At 31.2% G+C, this 18,825-nt stretch carries 21 protein-coding genes; 17 read left to right on the forward strand and 4 right to left on the reverse strand.

Translation table 11 applies throughout. The features are described from left to right. Positions 1-16: 16 nt before the first annotated feature. From N4A55_RS00770 to glnA, 13 genes are all read left to right on the forward strand, one after another. Positions 17-1,840 (forward strand): diol dehydratase reactivase subunit alpha, encoded by a 1,824-nt coding sequence (locus tag N4A55_RS00770; RefSeq protein ID WP_293753494.1) that lies wholly within the window; start codon positions 17-19, stop codon positions 1,838-1,840. Positions 1,841-1,950: 110 nt separating this feature from the next. Next, positions 1,951-2,283 (forward strand): glycerol dehydratase reactivase beta/small subunit family protein, encoded by a 333-nt coding sequence (locus N4A55_RS00775; protein ID WP_113672250.1) that lies wholly within the window; start codon positions 1,951-1,953, stop codon positions 2,281-2,283. 40 nt (positions 2,284-2,323) lie between these two features. Continuing rightward, entirely contained in the window at positions 2,324-3,295 is a 972-nt protein-coding gene (locus N4A55_RS00780; RefSeq protein ID WP_293753495.1) for a cob(I)yrinic acid a,c-diamide adenosyltransferase, read from the forward strand. A gap of 42 nt (positions 3,296-3,337) precedes the next feature. After that, a complete protein-coding gene (locus tag N4A55_RS00785; RefSeq protein ID WP_293753496.1) occupies positions 3,338-4,744 on the forward strand; it encodes an aldehyde dehydrogenase family protein in 1,407 nt (468 codons plus the stop codon). A 29-nt stretch (positions 4,745-4,773) separates the two neighbouring features. Further along, a complete protein-coding gene (locus tag N4A55_RS00790) occupies positions 4,774-5,985 on the forward strand; it encodes a zinc-dependent alcohol dehydrogenase (RefSeq protein WP_293753497.1) in 1,212 nt (403 codons plus the stop codon). A gap of 33 nt (positions 5,986-6,018) precedes the next feature. After that, the gene (locus N4A55_RS00795; protein ID WP_293753498.1) at positions 6,019-6,330 is read left to right on the forward strand and encodes a BMC domain-containing protein; all 312 of its coding nucleotides are present in this window, start codon (positions 6,019-6,021) and stop codon (positions 6,328-6,330) included. Between the two features lie 66 nt (positions 6,331-6,396). Beyond that, on the forward strand, positions 6,397-6,675 hold the full coding sequence (locus N4A55_RS00800) for a BMC domain-containing protein (RefSeq protein ID WP_113672246.1): 279 nt from the start codon (positions 6,397-6,399) through the stop codon (positions 6,673-6,675). Between the two features lie 161 nt (positions 6,676-6,836). Further along, a complete protein-coding gene (locus N4A55_RS00805; RefSeq protein WP_330666269.1) occupies positions 6,837-7,136 on the forward strand; it encodes a BMC domain-containing protein in 300 nt (99 codons plus the stop codon). A gap of 217 nt (positions 7,137-7,353) precedes the next feature. Further along, a complete protein-coding gene (locus N4A55_RS00810) occupies positions 7,354-7,632 on the forward strand; it encodes a BMC domain-containing protein (RefSeq protein WP_113674441.1) in 279 nt (92 codons plus the stop codon). Between the two features lie 106 nt (positions 7,633-7,738). Continuing rightward, entirely contained in the window at positions 7,739-8,368 is a 630-nt protein-coding gene (gene pduL, locus N4A55_RS00815) for a phosphate propanoyltransferase (RefSeq protein ID WP_293753499.1), read from the forward strand. A gap of 245 nt (positions 8,369-8,613) precedes the next feature. Further along, positions 8,614-8,886 (forward strand): EutN/CcmL family microcompartment protein, encoded by a 273-nt coding sequence (locus N4A55_RS00820; protein WP_293753500.1) that lies wholly within the window; start codon positions 8,614-8,616, stop codon positions 8,884-8,886. An 88-nt stretch (positions 8,887-8,974) separates the two neighbouring features. Beyond that, positions 8,975-9,523 (forward strand): BMC domain-containing protein, encoded by a 549-nt coding sequence (locus tag N4A55_RS00825; protein ID WP_293753501.1) that lies wholly within the window; start codon positions 8,975-8,977, stop codon positions 9,521-9,523. A 311-nt stretch (positions 9,524-9,834) separates the two neighbouring features. After that, positions 9,835-11,262 carry a type I glutamate--ammonia ligase gene (glnA, locus tag N4A55_RS00830; RefSeq protein WP_293753502.1) on the forward strand — a complete coding sequence of 476 codons (1,428 nt, stop codon included), beginning with the start codon at positions 9,835-9,837 and terminating at the stop codon, positions 11,260-11,262. A gap of 116 nt (positions 11,263-11,378) precedes the next feature. Here glnA and N4A55_RS16980 read toward each other — a convergent pair whose 3' ends face one another. Continuing rightward, positions 11,379-11,756, reverse strand: coding sequence for a PspC domain-containing protein (locus N4A55_RS16980; protein ID WP_293753504.1), 378 nt, complete (start codon positions 11,754-11,756; stop codon positions 11,379-11,381). 242 nt (positions 11,757-11,998) lie between these two features. Between N4A55_RS16980 and N4A55_RS00840 the strand changes: the two genes are divergently transcribed. Then, positions 11,999-12,697, forward strand: coding sequence for a PrsW family glutamic-type intramembrane protease (locus N4A55_RS00840; RefSeq protein ID WP_293753505.1), 699 nt, complete (start codon positions 11,999-12,001; stop codon positions 12,695-12,697). Between the two features lie 45 nt (positions 12,698-12,742). Here the strand turns inward: N4A55_RS00840 and N4A55_RS00845 are convergent, their stop codons facing one another. Continuing rightward, the gene (locus tag N4A55_RS00845; protein WP_293753506.1) at positions 12,743-13,792 is read right to left on the reverse strand and encodes an aldose epimerase family protein; all 1,050 of its coding nucleotides are present in this window, start codon (positions 13,790-13,792) and stop codon (positions 12,743-12,745) included. Positions 13,793-14,003: 211 nt separating this feature from the next. Here N4A55_RS00845 and N4A55_RS00850 point away from each other — a divergent pair, with 211 nt between their 5' ends. Continuing rightward, positions 14,004-14,762: a peptidylprolyl isomerase gene (locus tag N4A55_RS00850; RefSeq protein WP_293753507.1), complete on the forward strand. Its 759-nt coding sequence runs from the start codon at positions 14,004-14,006 to the stop codon at positions 14,760-14,762. Between the two features lie 57 nt (positions 14,763-14,819). Next, positions 14,820-16,013 (forward strand): ROK family protein, encoded by a 1,194-nt coding sequence (locus N4A55_RS00855; RefSeq protein WP_293753508.1) that lies wholly within the window; start codon positions 14,820-14,822, stop codon positions 16,011-16,013. Between the two features lie 89 nt (positions 16,014-16,102). On the opposite strand, the gene N4A55_RS00860 is transcribed toward N4A55_RS00855, so the two are convergent. Further along, a complete protein-coding gene (locus N4A55_RS00860; RefSeq protein WP_293753509.1) occupies positions 16,103-16,417 on the reverse strand; it encodes a YidH family protein in 315 nt (104 codons plus the stop codon). Positions 16,418-17,071: 654 nt separating this feature from the next. Here N4A55_RS00860 and yfcE point away from each other — a divergent pair. Then, entirely contained in the window at positions 17,072-17,617 is a 546-nt protein-coding gene (yfcE, locus tag N4A55_RS00865) for a phosphodiesterase (RefSeq protein ID WP_293753510.1), read from the forward strand. Between the two features lie 123 nt (positions 17,618-17,740). On the opposite strand, the gene N4A55_RS00870 is transcribed toward yfcE, so the two are convergent. Further along, positions 17,741-18,574, reverse strand: a complete 834-nt coding sequence (locus N4A55_RS00870; RefSeq protein ID WP_293753511.1) for a DUF1189 domain-containing protein — start codon at positions 18,572-18,574, stop codon at positions 17,741-17,743. Positions 18,575-18,825: the final 251 nt, after the last annotated feature.

The following is an 18,825-nucleotide window of genomic DNA, read 5'->3' on the forward strand; positions in this document are numbered from 1 at the left end:
TGAATAGGTGATTTTGATGAAGTATATTGCGGGGGTTGATATTGGTAATTCAACAACTGAAGTATGTATTGGTTTGATAAATGATAGAGGGATGCTTAAGTTTTTAGCTAGTGCTAATGTAGAGACTACTGGTACTAAGGGTACTCCTAGTAATGTAGAGGGGATTAAAAATGCTTTAATAATAGCTATGGATAGGGTTCATAAAAAGATGGATGACCTGTCTGTTATAAGAATTAATGAAGCGGCTCCAGTTATCGGCGATACTGCTATGGAAACAATTACAGAAACAATTATCACAGAGTCAACTATGATTGGGCATAATCCTGATACACCTGCAGGTGCAGGGATAGGGACAGGGTATATTTATCCTATAGAAGAGATTGATAAGTTGCCATGTAATCGGTCGTATATATGTTTAGTATCAAAAGATACGGGTTATGAGCAAGCGGCGGAGAAGATTAATAGATTAATGGAAGTTTATGAAATAAGTGCAGTTGTAGTTCAGGAAGATGAAGCGGTACTTATTTATAATAGATTGAATAAGAAGATTCCAATAGTGGATGAAGTAAAGTACATTGATAAGATTGAGATAGGTATGAAAGCCGCTGTGGAGGTTGCACCTGAAGGACATACCATTACTAGGTTATCCAATCCTTATGGTATAGCTTCAATATTTCAGTTGAATGCAGAAGAAACAAGACATGTTGTGCCTATTGCCAAGAGCTTTGTTGGAAGTAGATCAGCTATTTTTATCAGAACACCAAAAGGGTCTGTAAAAGAACAATCAATAAAAGCTGGTGAGCTCACTATACATGGTGAGAAATCAGAAGAAAAAGTCAAGGTGGATCTAGGTGCTGATGAGATAATGAAGTCTTGTAATAAGGTGGCACCAATTGTTGATATAGATGGAGAATCAGGTACTAATATAGGAATTATGATAGATGGAATCAAAAAGAATATGCATGAGTTAACAGGTCAAGAAGGTACTGTTAAGATACAGGACATTCTAGCTGTGGATACGTTGATTCCAGTAGATGTCAAAGGGGCTTTAGCTGGAGAAGTTTCTATGGAAAATGCTGTAGGAATTGCGGCTATGGTTAAGACAGAACATCTACCTATGGAGAAGATAGCTCGTAGATTACAGGATGAAACGGGTGTACATGTTAAGATAGCTGGTGTTGAAGCTGTTATGGCATCATTAGGTGCATGGACTACTCCAGGCACGGAATTGCCCTTAGCTATTCTTGATCTTGGTGGAGGATCAACAGATGCAGCTATATTAGATGAAACTGGACTTGTAAAATCTGTACATCTTGCAGGAGCAGGACAATTGATTACTCTATTGATTAATACTGAATTAGGACTTAATGATTTGGCTTTGTGTGAACATATTAAAAGGAATCCTCTTGCAAAAGTAGAGAGTTTATTTCATATAAGAATGGAAAACAAGGATATCAAATTTTTTGATAAACCAATGTCTCCAAAGCTATTTGGTAAAGTAGTGGTCATGGATGAAGAAAAGATGATTCCTATTAATAGTAGTATAACTATGGAAAAGATTGTAGATATCAGAAAATCTATCAAGAAAAAAGTATTCGTACAGAATGCGATACGTGCATTGACTCAGATAGCACCTGATAATCATATTAGAAATATACCTAATATAGTATTGGTTGGAGGAAGTGCATTGGATTTTGAGATACCTGATCTGATTCTAAATGAACTATCGAAATATAAGATTGTTTCAGGTAGAGGAAATATCAGAAATTGTGAAGGACCAAGAAATGCAGTGGCTACAGGGTTGTTGATGTCCTATAAAGGTCAGGGTAAAGTGTTATAATCACTTGCCTTACTCTGAGAAGCGATCGGTCTGCGTGATTATAACACTTTACCCTTCGGTGGTATGTGGCTGTAGTGTGGTGGATATTATTTTGATTATAAGGTGATTTGATGGAGCATAGAAGACCAGAGATACATGTGTGTTATTCTAGACAAAATAAAGAGTATGTAAAAGATATATTGGCTGGTATAGAAGAAGAGGGATTGTTTAGTTATTCCTATGAAACTAAGGACTGTGATGCTATAACAAGTGCTTATGAGGCTTCGGAAAGTTCGTTGCTGGGTGTTGGGATAAGTGTTGTACAGAATCATATAGTTTTGCATGTTAGTAATCTTAAGGTGGGAGAGCCGCTTTTGAAGATTGATATAGTTGATAGATCTAGCTTTAGAGTATTTGGTAACAATGCGGCTAGATATGTAAAAGGGATGCCTTTTAAACTATAGATTTTGATACTTTTTATTTTGGGATGAAAGGAAAATCGATATGAAAAACAGTAATCATGTGTTTACAAAAAGTGGAGATGGTGGATATACAAGATTATATGATGGCACATCTGTGGATAAAGATAATATATTCATAGATACCAATGGTAATTTTGATGAACTAACGTCCTATATTGGTCTTATAAAATCAGGTTTAGATGATGTAACTATAATTAGGCAAATAGAAAAAATACAGAATAGACTTATTACTTTGATGAGTATTGTAGCTGGACTTGAAGATAGAGAAACTGGATTAGCAGAAGAATTGGATTTATTAGAAAAATGGATTGTTGAATATGAGGGTAAATATCCTAAGCAAAAGAAATTTATTCTACCAGGAAATACTAGATTATCGGCTCAGATAGATGTTGCAAGGACAATTTGTAGACGTGCTGAGAGAGGTTTAGTGAAGTCTTATAGAGAGAGACAGTTGGATAAAGATTATCTGAAATATGTTAACAGGTTATCAGATTATCTATATGTGTTAGCAAGATATCAGGAGTTTAATCAAGTGATTATGGAAAAAGTTAAAGATGTATTGGATAATATTTCAAGCAAAGTAAAAGTGTCAGAAGAAGGTATTAATCTAGAACAGGCTAAAGAACTTATAGAAAGAGTACAAGACAGGGCTAAAGAAATAGATTTAAATGTTGTAATAGCCGTAGTCAATAAAGAAGGTAATCCTATTGCAGTAAATGTAATGGATGATGCATATATAGCAAGTTATGATATTGCTCTTAATAAAGCGTTTACTTCTGTAAGTTTGAAGATGAGTACACATGAACTTAGTGAGTTAGCACAGCCAAATAGTCCTTTATATGGTATACAGTTTACTAATAATGGCAGGATTGTAATATTTGGTGGAGGAACTTTATTATTACATGATGGTGAGATTATTGGTGGTCTTGGTGTTAGTGGAGGAAGTGCTGAGGAAGATACCATGCTTGCTGATTATGGAGCTTCAGTAATATAAGACATTATAAGATACTTAAAATAAGGAAGGAGTGTGGATTAAGTGGTAAACAACGTTGATATTGAGTCTATTGTTAAGAGTGTTATTGCTAATATGAATAACACGGGTACTATACAAGAAAACAAAAATTTTTCATATGGTATTTTTGAGAATATGGAAGATGCTATTAATGCTAGTATCAAGACTCAAAGAAAAGTTAGACAATTACCTCTTGAATTTAGAGAAAAGATTATAGCGAACATAAAGAAGAAGACCATTGAAAATGCTGAGACAATGGCAGAGATGGGTGTAAAAGAAACTGGGATGGGTCGTGTAGGTGACAAAATATTAAAGCACAAATTAGTTGCTGAAAAAACACCTGGAACAGAAGATATTAAAACTGTTGCTTGGTCAGGAGATAGAGGACTTACTTTAGTTGAACAAGGGCCATTTGGTGTTATAGGAGCCATTACTCCATCTACCAATTCAAGTGAAACTGTTATTTGTAATACTATAGGAATGATTGCAGGTGGTAATACAGTAGTATTCAATCCACATCCAGGAGCTATAGGAGTTTCTAATTATGCTGTAGAATTAGTTAACAAAGCATCTGTGGAAGTTGGAGGACCTAATAATATAGCATGTTCAGTTAAGAAACCAACTCTTCAAAGTGCAGATACAATGTTTAAGCATAATAGTATTGGACTTCTAGTTGCAACAGGAGGACCTGGAGTAGTGACAGCCGTTTTATCATCTGGTAAGAGAGCTATTGGAGCTGGAGCAGGTAATCCACCAGTAGTTGTTGATGAAACAGCGGATATTAAAAAAGCAGCTTATGACATATTTAATGGAGCTACTTTTGATAATAATTTACCATGTATCGCTGAAAAAGAAGTGTTAGTAGTGGAAGAGGTTGCAGATGAGTTAATCTATTACATGGAAGAAGCTGGAAGCTATAAGATTGAAGGCGATGAAATTGATAGATTGACTAGTACAGTACTAATTGATAAGAACGGTAAGACTGTTCTTAATAGACAATATGTAGGAAAAGATGCTACATATATACTTGATGCTATTGGAATTACAGTAGATGAAAATATCAAATGTATCATATTTGAAGCAGATGAAAATCACCCATTAGTAATAGAAGAATTGATGATGCCAATACTTGGAATTGTAAGAGTAAGTGATGTAGACAAGGCTATTAATTTAGCAGTTGACCTTGAACACGGTAACAGACATTCAGCTCATATGCATTCTAAGAATGTTGATAACCTAACCAAATACGGAAAATTAATTGATACAGCTATTTTTGTGAAAAATGCTCCTTCATATGCAGCATTAGGATTTGGCGGAGAAGGATATTGCACATTTACAATAGCAAGTAGAACAGGTGAGGGGCTTACATCAGCAAGTTCATTTACCAAGAAAAGAAGATGTGTCATGGCAGAGAGTTTATGTATTAGATAAAAAAATATTAAGAGAGGAGTTATTAGAAGATGGAAATAAATAATATTGATATTGAATCCATTGTAAAACAGGTAATAAGTGAAGTGGCTGGTAATGATAAAGGAACAAAAGTAGAAACTTCTACAACTAATTCAGTTATACCAAAAACAGCCAAAGTAGCTATGTTGAAAAGTAAGAAAAACATTGAAGTACAAGAATTTGAAATACCTGAGATCAGTGATGATGAAATGCTTATCAGAGTTGAAGGTTGTGGTATCTGTGGTACTGATGTACATGAATACAAGAATGACCCATTCTCATTGATACCAGTTGTTCTAGGACATGAGGGAACTGGTGAAATAGTTAAGATAGGTAGAAATATTAACAGAGATACTGTAGGTAATCCTATAGGAATTGGGGATAAGATTGTGACCTGTACAATTCCTTGTGGAGAATGTGATAATTGCCTTACAATGCCTGATAGAGACAACTTGTGTGAGAATTCAGGTATCTACGGACTTATTCCTGATGATGATAAGAAATTTAATGGATGGTTCGGTGAATACTTGATTATAAGAAATGGTTCTACATATTTTAAAGTAAATGATATGGATTTGAAGACAAGAATGCTTATTGAACCAGCAGCAGTTGCAGTTCATGCAGTAGAAAGAGCTAAGACAACAGGATTACTTTCCTTCAACAGTAAAGTGCTTATTCAAGGTTGTGGACCTATCGGTTTGATGGTAATGGCTGTCATCCGTACTATGGGTGTTGAAAACATAATAGCAGTTGATGGAGATACTAAACGTCTTGATATGGCAAAAAGATTAGGTGCAAAACAAACAGTTAATTTCAGACATTATAAAGATAGTGAACAATTGAAACTAAGAATAAAAGAGATTACTGGAATGGGTGCAGATTTTGCTTTCCAATGTACTGGTGTACCACAAGCGGCAGCTAACATATGGAGCTTTGTAAAACGTGGTGGAGGTTTATGTGAAGTTGGATTCTTCGTAGACAACGGTAATTGTTCAATTAACCCTCACTTTGATATATGTAATAAAGAAATAACAGCAGTAGGTTCATGGGTATATAAAGTATCAGATTATCCTATTACATTAGATTTCTTGAGAAGAGCAAAAGGAATTAATTTACCAATTACAGATCTTATTACACATGAATATCCACTTAATAAACTTAATGAAGCAATGGATACTAATATGAAACAAGCTGGAATTAAGATAGCTTATGTTAATAAGTAAAATGACTCTTAGTAATATGAAAGGAATGTTTCTATGAATCAAGCAGTAGGACTTATAGAAGTTTTTGGATTAGTTGCAGGTTTTGTAGCAGCTGATGCGGCATGCAAAGCTGGTAATGTTACTATACAGTCATTTGATAAGAATAAACCTCTAAATGCTGATAAATTACCTGTTCCATTGTTAGTATGCTTGAAAATCCGTGGTGGAATCGATGATGTAAAAGCGGCATTAGAAGCTGCTGAAGAAGCAGCCAATAATCTTACAGGTGTATATTCAAAACATATGATAGCTAGACCAACTGAGGAAACAGAAAAGATGTTAGGACTTAATTGTTTAAAAGGTTAGATAGATTTAGTAAGTAAACAAGAATAAAATTTTAGAAAATAATTAATTAAAAACAAGGAGGAAATTATTATGCAAGAAGCATTAGGTATGGTAGAAACAAGAGGATTGGTAGCAGCTATTGAAGCGGCTGACGCAATGGTAAAGGCAGCAGATGTTGTTTTAATAGGAACTGAAAAGATTGGATCAGGACTTGTAAGTGTTATGGTAAGAGGAGATGTAGGAGCAGTTAAAGCGGCTACTGAAGTTGGTTCATCTGCGGCATCAAGACTAGGTGAATTAGTGGCAGTTCATGTAATACCAAGACCACATACAGACATTGAAAAAATACTACCAAGTATTAATTAATTTTGACTAATAAACCCAAAATATATTGAACTTGATATATTGAATAACCTGGTTATAGTGTCAGAAGTATAGCTTTAATTTGTAATATAGCATATATTGTAAAATTGCTTTTGACACTATGACATTAATACAAGTTTGATATATAGAAAGGAAGAAAAATAGTGAAGGCTTTAGGCTTAGTTGAAATATCAGGATTAGTGCCTGCAATAAATGCATTAGATGGTATGTTAAAAACTGCTGATGTAGAATTTGTGACATGGGAAAAGAAATTAGGTGGAAGGCTTGTAACTATTATTGTGACAGGAACAGTCTCATCTGTCTCAGAAGCTGTTAGCTATGTGGCAAATATGAAAGATATTAAGTTGGTAGCTCATGCAGTTATTCCCAGTCCTCATGAAGAATTGGATAAATTAATTAAAATGAGTACTGAGAAATATAAATACTTGAATGGTGGTGAATAAGCCAGAAGTTATGGAAAATCAAGAAAAAGTAGTAGATAAAGCAGTAGTTATGATGGAAGATGAAAAATTGGTAAATAAACCAGAAGAAAAGAAGACAGAAGAAAAGAAGACAAAAAATACTCGTAAAACAAAAAATAGTAAGAAAAAATCAGCTACAAAAGAAACTATAACTGAAAAAATTAAATCTGACACTATTAATAAAACCAATAAGGAGGAAATTAGAATGGAAGCTTTAGGAATGATAGAAACAAGAGGTTTAGTAGCAGCAATTGAGGCAGCAGATGCAATGGTAAAAGCAGCTAATGTTACATTAATAGGAACTGAAAAAATTGGATCAGGACTTGTAAGTGTTATGGTAAGAGGAGATGTTGGAGCAGTAAAAGCTGCAACTGAAACAGGTTCTGAGGCAGCATCAAGATTAGGAGAATTAGTAGCAGTTCATGTAATACCAAGACCACATGGTGATGTAAGTAAAATTTTACCAAGTATAAAATAGTCTTAGATGTATAGTTATTAATTTTAATAGCTAACTGAACTTGAATGAGAGACTAAATATTCAGTAGAACTTTCATAGGTTTGAGAGTGAAAGGAATTGATGTAGCGTGGATCAATCAGCATTAGTTGATTTAATATCAAAAAAAGTGTTAGAACAAATTAACCAGACAAAGGGTGGTATTCCAGTAGGTGTGTCTGCTAGACATTTGCATCTAAGTAGAGAAGATGTTGATAAACTATTTGGAAAAGGTTATGAGCTGACACCTATTAAAGAGTTGATGGGTGGTCAATATGCAGCAAAAGAAACAGTAACAATTGTTGGAACGAAACTTAGACCTATTGAGAATGTAAGAGTACTTGGACCTATACGTCCAAAGACTCAGGTTGAAGTATCTAAAACTGATGCTGTGAGACTTGGACTCAATCCACCAGTAAAACCTTCTGGTGATCTTGATAGTGCAGCACCAATTACCATAGTTGGTCCTAAGGGTGCCGTATCATTAGATAATGCCTGTATTATAGCAATGAGACATATACATATGTCACCTCAAGATGCTGTAGATTATGGTGTGAAAGATAAACAAATTGTAAAAGTGAGAGTGTCTAGTGACAGAGGTGGTATGTTGACTAACGTATTAGTTCGTGTTCATGATACATACACATTACAGATGCATATTGATACTGACGAAGCAAATGCTCTTAGTATTAAATGTAATGATAGTGTAGAAATTGTATAAATAATATAATTTTCTAAGGAAATGACAGTGTACAATGTTATTTCCTTAGAAAAAAATGAGTCAGGGGTATAGTGTTATAATCACTTGCCTTACTCTGAGAAGAGATTGGTCTGTGTGATTATAACACTATACTCTTTCTTTTGTGCAAGATGGTAGTAAGTGTAGTTGTAACTGGCGGATTCATGAGTTATATATATGATTAGAGTACGATAAATAGATTTTAGCCATAAGTAGGTGAATATAAAATGATAGTTGGTAAGGTAATAGGTACATTAGTTTCAACTAGAAAATTAAATAATTTGGTTGGAAGCAAATTTTTGATTATTGAGAGTGCATCTAATATGGGGACAGATAAGAGAGTTGTTGCGGTAGATCAAGTTGGTGCAGGTATTGGTGACTATGTTCTAGTGGCGTTGGGAAGTGCTGCAAGGATAGGGGCAACAAGAGAGGCATCTATTGATGCGGCAGTCGTTGGAATAATTGATGATGAAAATGGTATAATAGATAAGTTGAACTAAAACCAAGGAATATATATTGAATTTATTAGGTGTATAGATGTCTAAGTTCAATATATATAGATATTATTGAAGTACTGAGGTGGTAATAATGGATTATGCTCTAGGTATGGTTGAATTTAAGAATATTGCCATGGGTATAACTGTAACGGATTTAATGGTAAAAGCAGCAAATGTTAGTATTGTAAAGTCGATGATAACATGTCCGGGAAAGTATATGGTAATTATACGTGGTAAATTAAGTGCAGTAAATGCGGCTATTGACAAGAGTAAAGAGTATGAAGAACTTGTGACAGATTATTTTATATTAGGTAATCCCCATGAGAGTATTTTTAATGCATTTGATGGTAAATACGAAATTAATAAAGATGAAGCAATGGGTATTATAGAAACTTCTAATGTACCATGCCTTATTGAAGCTGCCGATATGATAGCTAAGACAGCAAGGTGTTACATATTGAAAATAAAGATGGCAAGAGAACTTGGTGGAAAAGCATTAGTATTATTTGCAGGTGAAGTAGCTGCTGTTGAAGCATCATCAAAAGTTGCAATTAGATATGTAACTGAAAAAGACAAATTGATTAGTCATTCAATAATTGCAAGTCCTGATCCTATGATATGGGATGCTATCATTAAATAAATATAGGTATGTAGGTCACTGGATTAGTTCAGTGGCTTTTTTATTTTGTAAGATGTAAATCTGTTTGTGTTAATAATATATAAATTCCTGCTTAAAAATCACCTCTCCCCAAGTTGGTAATACCAAAATCTCTTTTAAATTATAACATATATAATATGCTATAAAAAATATAATAAAGTTTACCCCAACAAATAATTAATTTAATTAGGAATATTTAAATTAATAATTATATAAACTATTTGATATTGTAATAACATATAATATGATTTAAAATGCAGTTACCAAAACTTATTGATTTAGGGGGATGCTATATGTTTAAAAATTTAAATGAACTAAAAAATTATTGCAGAGAAAATAATATTAAAATCATTGATTTTAAAGTTATTGATTTAGCCGGAAAATGGCATCATCTAACCATTCCAACAACAAGATTTACTGAAAAGACTCTTGAAGATGGTATTGGCTTTGATGGTTCAAGCTATGGTTTTCTAACAGTTGAAAAATCGGATATGGTATTTATTCCAGATTTAAGCAGTGCATTTGTAGATCCTTTTAATGAAGTACCTGCATTAACCATGATTGGTAACATCTATTCTATAGGAGATAAGATAGAAAGGTTTGAAGGAGATCCGAGATATGTTGCCGAAAAAGCAGAAAAATATATGACAGAAACAGGTATCGCAGACAAGACTTTATATGGACCTGAATTTGAATTTTATATTCTCGACCATATATCATATAAAACCACTCCTAACCATATGGAAGTTTATCTTAATTCCGAACAAGCAGATTGGAATATGGGGAATAAAGAAAAGAATCTAGGATTTAAAGTTGGTCATCATAATGGTTACCATGTGGATATTCCTAATGACGTTAGTTACAATCTTAGAAATAAGATGGTATTGACTCTTGAAGAATTAGGTGTACCAGTGAAATATCATCATACAGAAGTTGGAGGACCTGGTCAATTAGAAATAGAATTGAGCTTTAGTGGTTTGCTAGAAATGGCTGATCGAACTATGTTAACTAAATATGTTTTGAAAAACGAAGCAATCAGAAATGGTAAAACAGTGACTTTTATGCCTAAACCAATATTTGGGGAAGCAGGAAATGGTATGCATGTACATTTTCAATTATTCAAAGACTCCAAACCTATCTTCTATGATGAAAATGGATATTCTGGTTTAAGTGATAAAGCACTATATGCAATAGGTGGAATACTAAAACATTCACCAGCACTAATGGCATTCACCAATCCAAGTACTAACTCATACAAACGACTTGTCCCTGGATATGAGGCACCAGTTAGTATCTGTTTTGCTACTGCTAATAGAAGTTCTGTTATTAGAATACCAGGTTATGCAAAAAAACCTGATGCTAAACGTTTTGAATTCAGACCATCTGATGCGACATGTAATCCATACATAGCTTATTCAGCTCTAATGATGGCAATGCTAGATGGAATAATAAATAAGGTTAATCCTACCAAAGAAGGTTATGGTCCATACGATATTAATATTTTTAACCTTCCAGAAGAAGAAAAAGCTAAGATAAAAGCATTACCAAAATCACTTGATGAAGCAGCAGATGAACTAGAAAAAGATTATGAATTCTTATTAAAAGGGGGGGTATTTACAAAAGGTATAATTAGAGACCAGTTGAAACGTATTAGATGTGATGCATCAAAAGTAAATATTATGCCTAATCCAATAGAGTTTGAAATGTATTATGATTTATAGGTATAAAAGGATTACTTATAAATAATTTTATGCTAATCTTTTATTTGAGTGTATTATGATGGTAATAAATAAAGATAATAAAAACGGTAAGCTGATGGGTGGCTTACCGTTTTTTATTAATTTCTATCTTTTGTAAGAATTAGGAATCCAATTCCAATAATAGCGATTGGCCATACTAGGTCAAAACTAAACCAATCAAATATCTTTTCTAATATTGATATACCACCAATAATAACTAATATAATTCCAAGAATTGTTCTACCATTACCATTGTGAGTTCCACTATCATAAGTGTTATGAGCATATTCTATAGGTTCAAATGGAATGACAATTGAACAGATTATGTATATTAATACACCAGTACCCCATGTAAAAAGTGTTATTAGAAATAGAATTCTAACAATAGTTGGATCTATATTAAAATATTTTGCAATACCTGAGCAAACACCACAAATCATTTGGTTATCTCTTGAGCGAAAAAGTCTTTTATCCATAGTCATACACTTCCTTCACATATTTTTAGTATTTGAAGTAATAAATAATATTATTAATATGAAATAGATAATTTGTACATATTAATATATATAATTTATATTTTATTATATTGTGTTTTATTATATTACATTTTATAATATAACACAATAAGATTAATATCAGATTAAGTTTGGGTTAATAATAATGAATATAATTTGTTTTTTAGATAATACAAAAAAGCTAGTGATAACGGAGGAATAACATGGATATTGATTTGTATGTTGTAGCTATCACACCAGGTATTGCACTAGCATTGGGCATATATTTGACAGATAGATATGATAAAGAACCATTACATCTATTAATTAAGATATTTATTTTTGGTGGCATAAGTATTTTACCTGCTATACTTATAGAAAGGATATTAGCATACTTTAATATTTTTACTGGATTGTTAGAAATAGCATATATAGCTTTTATAGTTGCGGGTTTAACAGAAGAATTTGTTAAAAGAGTAATAGTCAAGAGTTTTGCGTATCATCATAGAGCTTTTAATGAAAAACTTGATGGTATTGTATATGCTGTTTTTGCCTCACTAGGATTTGCTACTGTAGAAAATGTACTATATGTAGTTTTTAGATACTCTAATGTATCTACAATTGGTTTACAGAGAGCAATTTTTTCAGTCCCTGCTCATATGCTGTTTGCAATAACTATGGGATATTATCTATCATTGGCAAAGTTTGCTGAGAGCGAAAGACAAGGAAAATACTATCTAAGATTATCTTTATGGATTCCAGTATTATTACATGGATTATATAATTATATTTTAATGTCAAAAAGCAGCACTTTATTTATAATATTTATTCCATTTGTTATATTTTTATGGAGCTATAATCTTAGAAAGTTGAATAGATACTACAGAGAATCTAAAGAGAGGTTTATGAATAATAAAAGATGATTTTAATTAGAGGCTGTTGAGACAGCCCCTTTTCTAATCTCAATACTATTTAATTTTAAAACTATATTTAGTATAAGCCTTATAAGTATCTTCTGGGCCTAAAATATTTGAGTCAAAACAATCTTGATTAATAGCATCTGGATAATATTGTGTTTCCAAACACAATGCTAAATGTTTTTTTGTAACCATATTAGAAGCTAATTTTATACCTGCCTTCATTAGATTACAAGCATAAAAAACTACAGCTTTCTGGTCTGTTACAACTTCCATATAACGTCCGCTTTCTTTATCATACATAGATGCTGCTATATTACCATCATCATTAATCATAAAAGGATGGTCGTAGCCACCGCCTGCATTCTTTAACTGTGGTTCATCATTTCCTATATCACTACCAACTAATTTCATTTCTCGAAAGTCAAAAGCAGTTCCATCAACATCAGCTATACCAGTAGGAATTATTTCAGTATCAACAAGTCCATATTTATCTGCATTAATATGTAAATATTGTTCTAATATATCTCTTTTTCCATTACCTGATAAGTTGAAGTAAGAATGATTAGTCATATTAACGATTGTTTTTTTATCTGTTTTACCACTATAATAGATTTCTAATTCGTTATTATTATTAAAAGTATAAGTAACATTTATATCAAGATTACCAGGAAAACCTTCTTCTCCATCCTCGCTTATATAATTAAGATAAAGAGATACGCTATCTTTTTTTACAATCCCTGTGACGTTCCAGATAACTTTATCAAAGCCTTTTAAACCACCATGTAGAGTGTTGCCATTATTATTTGGAGCTAAGTTGTAAGTAGTGCCTTCTATTTCAAATGAAGCATTTGAAATTCTTCCGGCTACTCGACCTACAAGGCTACCAAAAAAAGGTGACTTCTCTTCATACTCTTTTAATGTATCAAAACCAAGAACTATATTTTCAATATTACCATCTTTATCAGGTACCATAATATTATTAATGATTCCACCATAATTAAGAATGCTTACACTACAATTATTATCATTGTGTAATGTATATTTAGTTACTTCTTCTCCGGATTTTGTAAAACCAAAATTAGTAGATTTAATTTCCATAGTTATTCACTCCTTTAGTATAGATTATACAATAAGTTTTTTAGTCTTTCAATTTTTAATTACACCTAAGGTTACTAGATAACAAAAGTATAGTAATATGTGAAGTATTATTATTTGTATTGCAAATTTGGTATATATATAATATTATTATATAGACATGATTTTTTATGGAAATACAGCATTTTCAAATAAAATAACAGAGGAGATTACTATGGATAATAATGTATTAGCTAAAGTGGAAGGCATAGAAATTACAAAAGAGCATTTAATGAATATAATGCGTTCTTTACCACAACAACAAATGATGGAAGTAAGTACAGTAGAGGGAAGAAAAAGATTACTGGATGAACTTATTGCTGCTGAGCTTTTTTATTTAGAAGCTTCTGCTAACAAATTAGACGAAGAAGAAGAATTCAAAAAAATCTTAGAAGAAGCAACTCATAGTCTTTTACAAAGATTCGCTATCCAAAAATTACTAGAAAAAGTTACAGTAAGCGAAGAAGACATGAAAGCTTATTATGACAATAATAAAAAGTCTTTTGTTTCTTCAGAGGAAGTAAGAGCAAAGCACATTCTTGTAAAAGAAGAAGAAGAGGCTAATAGAATAAGAAAAGAAATCGAAGAAGGAAAATCTTTTGATGAAGCAGCTAAAGAATATTCAACTTGTCCATCAAAAGATAAAGGTGGAGATTTAGGATTCTTTGGTAAAGGAAGAATGGTTCCAGAATTCGATAAAGCAGCCTTTGAATTAAAAGTTGGAGAATTAAGTGATGTAGTAAAAACTCAATTTGGATATCATTTAATTATTGTTGAAGAGAAAAAAGAAGCTGCAATCAAGACTTATGAACAAGTGCAAGAACAAATCAAACAAACTCTTATAAGAAATGAACAAACTAAGGTATATACAGATAAGTTTAATTCATTAAAAGAGCAGTATAATGTTGAAATCAATGAAGATGGATTAAAATAATTAGAAGTTTGAAGGGGCTGTATTATCCGTCAGCCCCTTTTTTAAGGATGTGAACATATGGAATTTTATAAATATGTTGAAAATCTAACAGAGGACAACAAAAAAGTTTTTAATATTATTTTACGTTTTGGACCTCTTACTAAAAAAAAGATTATAAAATATACCAATATGAAACTTACTACTCTTAATAGATCTATGACTACATTAATGAATACTAGATTTATTGTTCAGATAGGTGAGCAGGAGTCAACTGGAGGAAGAAAGCCAACATTATTTGATGTTAATCCTTTTGAATATTACTTTGTTGGAATTGATATTTCAAGAACTTACTCAAAAGTTATTATAACAAATCTTAAGAGAGAAATTCTATTCGATGAACAATTCCATATGAAGCAGGATATGACACCCGATAGAACTGTTAGAACTATAAAAGAGGTGTTTAATAAAGGATTAAATCAATTGGGAATCATAAAAGAAAAAATAGTTGGTGGAGGTCTGGGTACTATAGGTCCATTAGACTCTACACTGGGCATTATATTCAAACCAAATAACTTTTATGCAAAAGGTTGGAATAATATTCCTATAAAGGATATGTTGGAAGATGCTCTTGATATGGAGATAATTATTGATAATGGTGCTAATACTGCTGTATATGCTGAATATTTATCTGGTTCATTAATTGAATATTCCAATATTGTTTATGTAAACTGTGGTATAGGTATAAGAATGGGAGTTATTGCAAATGGTAGAATAATTCCTACTATCAATAATGCAAATGATGCTTTTGGACATATGGTAGTCAACTATGATGGAGAACCTTGTTATTGTGGTAAAACAGGATGTGTAGAATGTTACGCATCAATCTTATCTATTGTTAAAAAATATGTCAGTCTTATCAAATTAGGAAGAGCTACAACTATCAATAAAAACACAAACAGTATAACTTTTAACGATATAATCATAGCTGCTGAAGCAGGTGAGTATCTAGCTAATGAGGTAGTTAAATTTGCTGCCAAAATACTAGGGATTGGTTTAGCTAATTATGTCACTATTGTTAATCCTAGTAAAGTTATCCTGAGTGGACCTGTTATAAATTTATCTGATATATTTTATAATTTTTTACTTAAGTATATTGAAAAACATATTTCAGGAAATCAGAGTAATATTGTATTTGTCAAGGGTGGAGATTATAAAGATAATGCAATAGCGCTAGGAGCTGCCCAATTATTTATCAAGAATAAGTTAATATGAATGTTACAATTAAGAACACGAGAATATGCCATTATAAGTAATAATATAAAAAACGAGCTTTGTAATAAGCTCGTTGTGTACACTGATATTTAGTTTATATCGTAACCTGCTATGCGTTTTATTTTCTTCAGATCCCTGTTTGTTTTTATAAACTTAATGAATCCTAATATTCCAATTATAGTTCCAAATGGTACCAATATCATTCCAATAATTTCTATTGTGAGATTATCAGTAAATTTAATAAAAGAAGAACCAGCTACAATTAGACTAAGAGCAGTTCTTATGTATGCTAATAGTGTTCTTTCATTTGCTAGAAAGGTTCTGTCAGTGGCTAGTAAATCTCTCAATATCAAAGATTCTTTTTTGAAAGAATAAACTTCATTTTCTTTAGTTTTATTTTGCATTATAATATTCACCTCTTTGTATTATATTCTATATGAAAATAACTTTAGATATCTTTTGTATTATATTATAAGTATATTATAACACTTTTGACCAAAATAGCAAGAAGTTTTATTATGATTTTTTACTGAGCAATATACAACTAGTGTAATAAATATATAGAATAAATTTATAATTAATAAGAAATATACAACTATTTGTAAAAAAAAGCAGAAAAAGACACATAAAAGACAAATTAAATACATACTAATTACACTTACATTATATATAATTCTATTGACGACATAATTACAGACATAAAGTTAGACAGAATGTTAGACAGAATGTTAGACAGAGTGTTAGACGTGATGTTATACATATGTTATACATAATATGACATTAAGATCGACATAATATTATGCAGAAGCGCAAAGGCGCACAAAAATATAATAGAGAATCCCCTCTCATTATAACCCAGAAGAAAGAGAATCTTTAATGATTCTCTTTCTTATTGGAAAGATTTATATCATTAAAACTCTCAATACTGCTAATATCCCTTTTTATGAAATATTGTACTTATCTAATTAATATAGATAAATTCAAATAAATCAATTATTGACCTAACTTTATATTTATGGAATAATATTTACTATGAATAAATAAGGAAGGTGATACGCTTGAAGTTAATGTTTATATCAGATATACATGGATCTTCTTACTATGCTACAAAAGCAATAGAAAAATATAAAGAAGAAGGTGCTGATTATATAGTTTTACTTGGTGATATCTTGTATCATGGACCAAGAAATTCACTACCAAAAGAATATGAACCCAAAAAAGTAATACAATTACTTAATGAATTAAAGAATAAGATTATTTGTGTAAGAGGAAATTGTGATGCAGAAGTAGATCAAATGGTCTTGGAATTTCCTATTATGAGTGATTATAATGTCATATTTCATAATGACAAAAGAATATTTGCTACGCATGGACATTTGTTTAATGAATCAAACATGCCACCTATAGAAGATGGAGATATAATAATTCATGGACACACTCATATACCTGTTGCTAAGAAATTAGATAATAGATATATACTTAATCCAGGTTCCATTTCTTTACCAAAGGAAAATAATCCAAATAGTTATGGGATTATTGAAGGAAAAGAATTTATAATAAAAGATTTTGGTGGAAATATAATTAAATCAATTGTATTAGAATAGTCAATGACTAAGTTATTAAAAGACCAGTATCCTATTATAATGTTTTGCAACTAACCTGAACAGTTTAATTGCTAAATTATAAGAGATACTGGTCTAATTTATTTTGGTTAGAATTAGTTGGAATTAATAATTATCATATTTATTACTATCATCAATAAGGGTATCGCTGTTATTATCTTTTGATATATTTTTTAATGCCATAACAACAATGATAGTTGAAATTCCGTAATATATGATTAATTTAAATCCAAGTGCTACTGCCAATCCAAAGCTATTAATCAAGAGCATTATAATTGCTGGTAAAGTCAAAGCATATATGCCGATCTTATATAATTCATTATAGCTTAGATTTGTTTTTAATACAGAGCTTGCAATAAGTCCAATGATACTTACCATTAAGCTTTCAAATAATTTTAGTAATACAGTACCAGCAATTATTAAAAAGACAATAAATCCAATCGCAAGTCCTCTAAAACTAGTTAATATCTCTAATACTGATTTTTTATCAATATTAAAGTCTCGCAAATCTTTGAATTCTAATGGCATAGGAGGGCTTCCTGCTTGATTGATAATAATTCGTTCAGGAGTAACTAAATATCCCATAGAATAACCTACTAAATCATTCAATGTATATTTATCTGTCATATCAACGATAAAAATAAAATCATGCTTTTTAGTTAAGACTAAAGGTTCATTCATATCAATATTAAGGATACCATTACTAACGGTTATCTCAGGCATATCATCTGATTGTAATAATTCTATAGTATTATCAATAGAAGTATTAGTCTTAACAGAAACAATTATACTTAACGTAATCCCTATGAATAATGCTAATAGTATAAGATAACCAAAAGATTTACCTAATCTTTCGTGTCTTATACTAGTGTAAACACGAAAATCAGTAAAACTTTTTATGAATTTTACAAAGATATTAGGGCTTTTTATATTTTCCATATTATATCCCCCTTCATCATAATTTTTTGAATTTCTTTTTTGGGAATGGAATTAATTACCTAATTCTCTTGTATGTTAACATAAATTTTTTTTAAGTTCAAGATTCTATATGCATTAGATGTAATATTTTTTGGGAGAATTGAGTAAGTTAAAGGTATGTAACAAATATTTAATGTGTAAGATTATTGTAGAATAGATTTATTTAAAGTATAATGTAGAAGTAAGTACTAAGGAGATAACTTCTAATATAC

This window comes from Vallitalea sp. (assembly GCF_025211055.1).
GTDB lineage: Bacteria > Bacillota > Clostridia > Lachnospirales > Vallitaleaceae > Vallitalea.

Excerpts from the sequence above, each read along its gene's own strand:
- N4A55_RS00770 (WP_293753494.1), top strand. The coding sequence starts at position 17 with ATGAAGTATATTGCGGGGGTTGATATTGGTAATTCAACAACTGAAGTA.
- N4A55_RS00775 (WP_113672250.1), top strand. The coding sequence starts at position 1,951 with ATGGAGCATAGAAGACCAGAGATACATGTGTGTTATTCTAGACAAAAT.
- N4A55_RS00780 (WP_293753495.1), top strand. The coding sequence starts at position 2,324 with ATGAAAAACAGTAATCATGTGTTTACAAAAAGTGGAGATGGTGGATAT.
- N4A55_RS00790 (WP_293753497.1), top strand. The coding sequence starts at position 4,774 with ATGGAAATAAATAATATTGATATTGAATCCATTGTAAAACAGGTAATA.
- N4A55_RS00795 (WP_293753498.1), top strand. The coding sequence starts at position 6,019 with ATGAATCAAGCAGTAGGACTTATAGAAGTTTTTGGATTAGTTGCAGGT.
- N4A55_RS00820 (WP_293753500.1), top strand. The coding sequence starts at position 8,614 with ATGATAGTTGGTAAGGTAATAGGTACATTAGTTTCAACTAGAAAATTA.
- N4A55_RS00825 (WP_293753501.1), top strand. The coding sequence starts at position 8,975 with ATGGATTATGCTCTAGGTATGGTTGAATTTAAGAATATTGCCATGGGT.
- glnA (WP_293753502.1), top strand. The coding sequence starts at position 9,835 with ATGTTTAAAAATTTAAATGAACTAAAAAATTATTGCAGAGAAAATAAT.
- N4A55_RS16980 (WP_293753504.1), bottom strand. The coding sequence starts at position 11,756 with ATGGATAAAAGACTTTTTCGCTCAAGAGATAACCAAATGATTTGTGGT.
- N4A55_RS00840 (WP_293753505.1), top strand. The coding sequence starts at position 11,999 with ATGGATATTGATTTGTATGTTGTAGCTATCACACCAGGTATTGCACTA.
- N4A55_RS00845 (WP_293753506.1), bottom strand. The coding sequence starts at position 13,792 with ATGGAAATTAAATCTACTAATTTTGGTTTTACAAAATCCGGAGAAGAA.
- N4A55_RS00850 (WP_293753507.1), top strand. The coding sequence starts at position 14,004 with ATGGATAATAATGTATTAGCTAAAGTGGAAGGCATAGAAATTACAAAA.
- N4A55_RS00855 (WP_293753508.1), top strand. The coding sequence starts at position 14,820 with ATGGAATTTTATAAATATGTTGAAAATCTAACAGAGGACAACAAAAAA.
- N4A55_RS00860 (WP_293753509.1), bottom strand. The coding sequence starts at position 16,417 with ATGCAAAATAAAACTAAAGAAAATGAAGTTTATTCTTTCAAAAAAGAA.
- N4A55_RS00870 (WP_293753511.1), bottom strand. The coding sequence starts at position 18,574 with ATGGAAAATATAAAAAGCCCTAATATCTTTGTAAAATTCATAAAAAGT.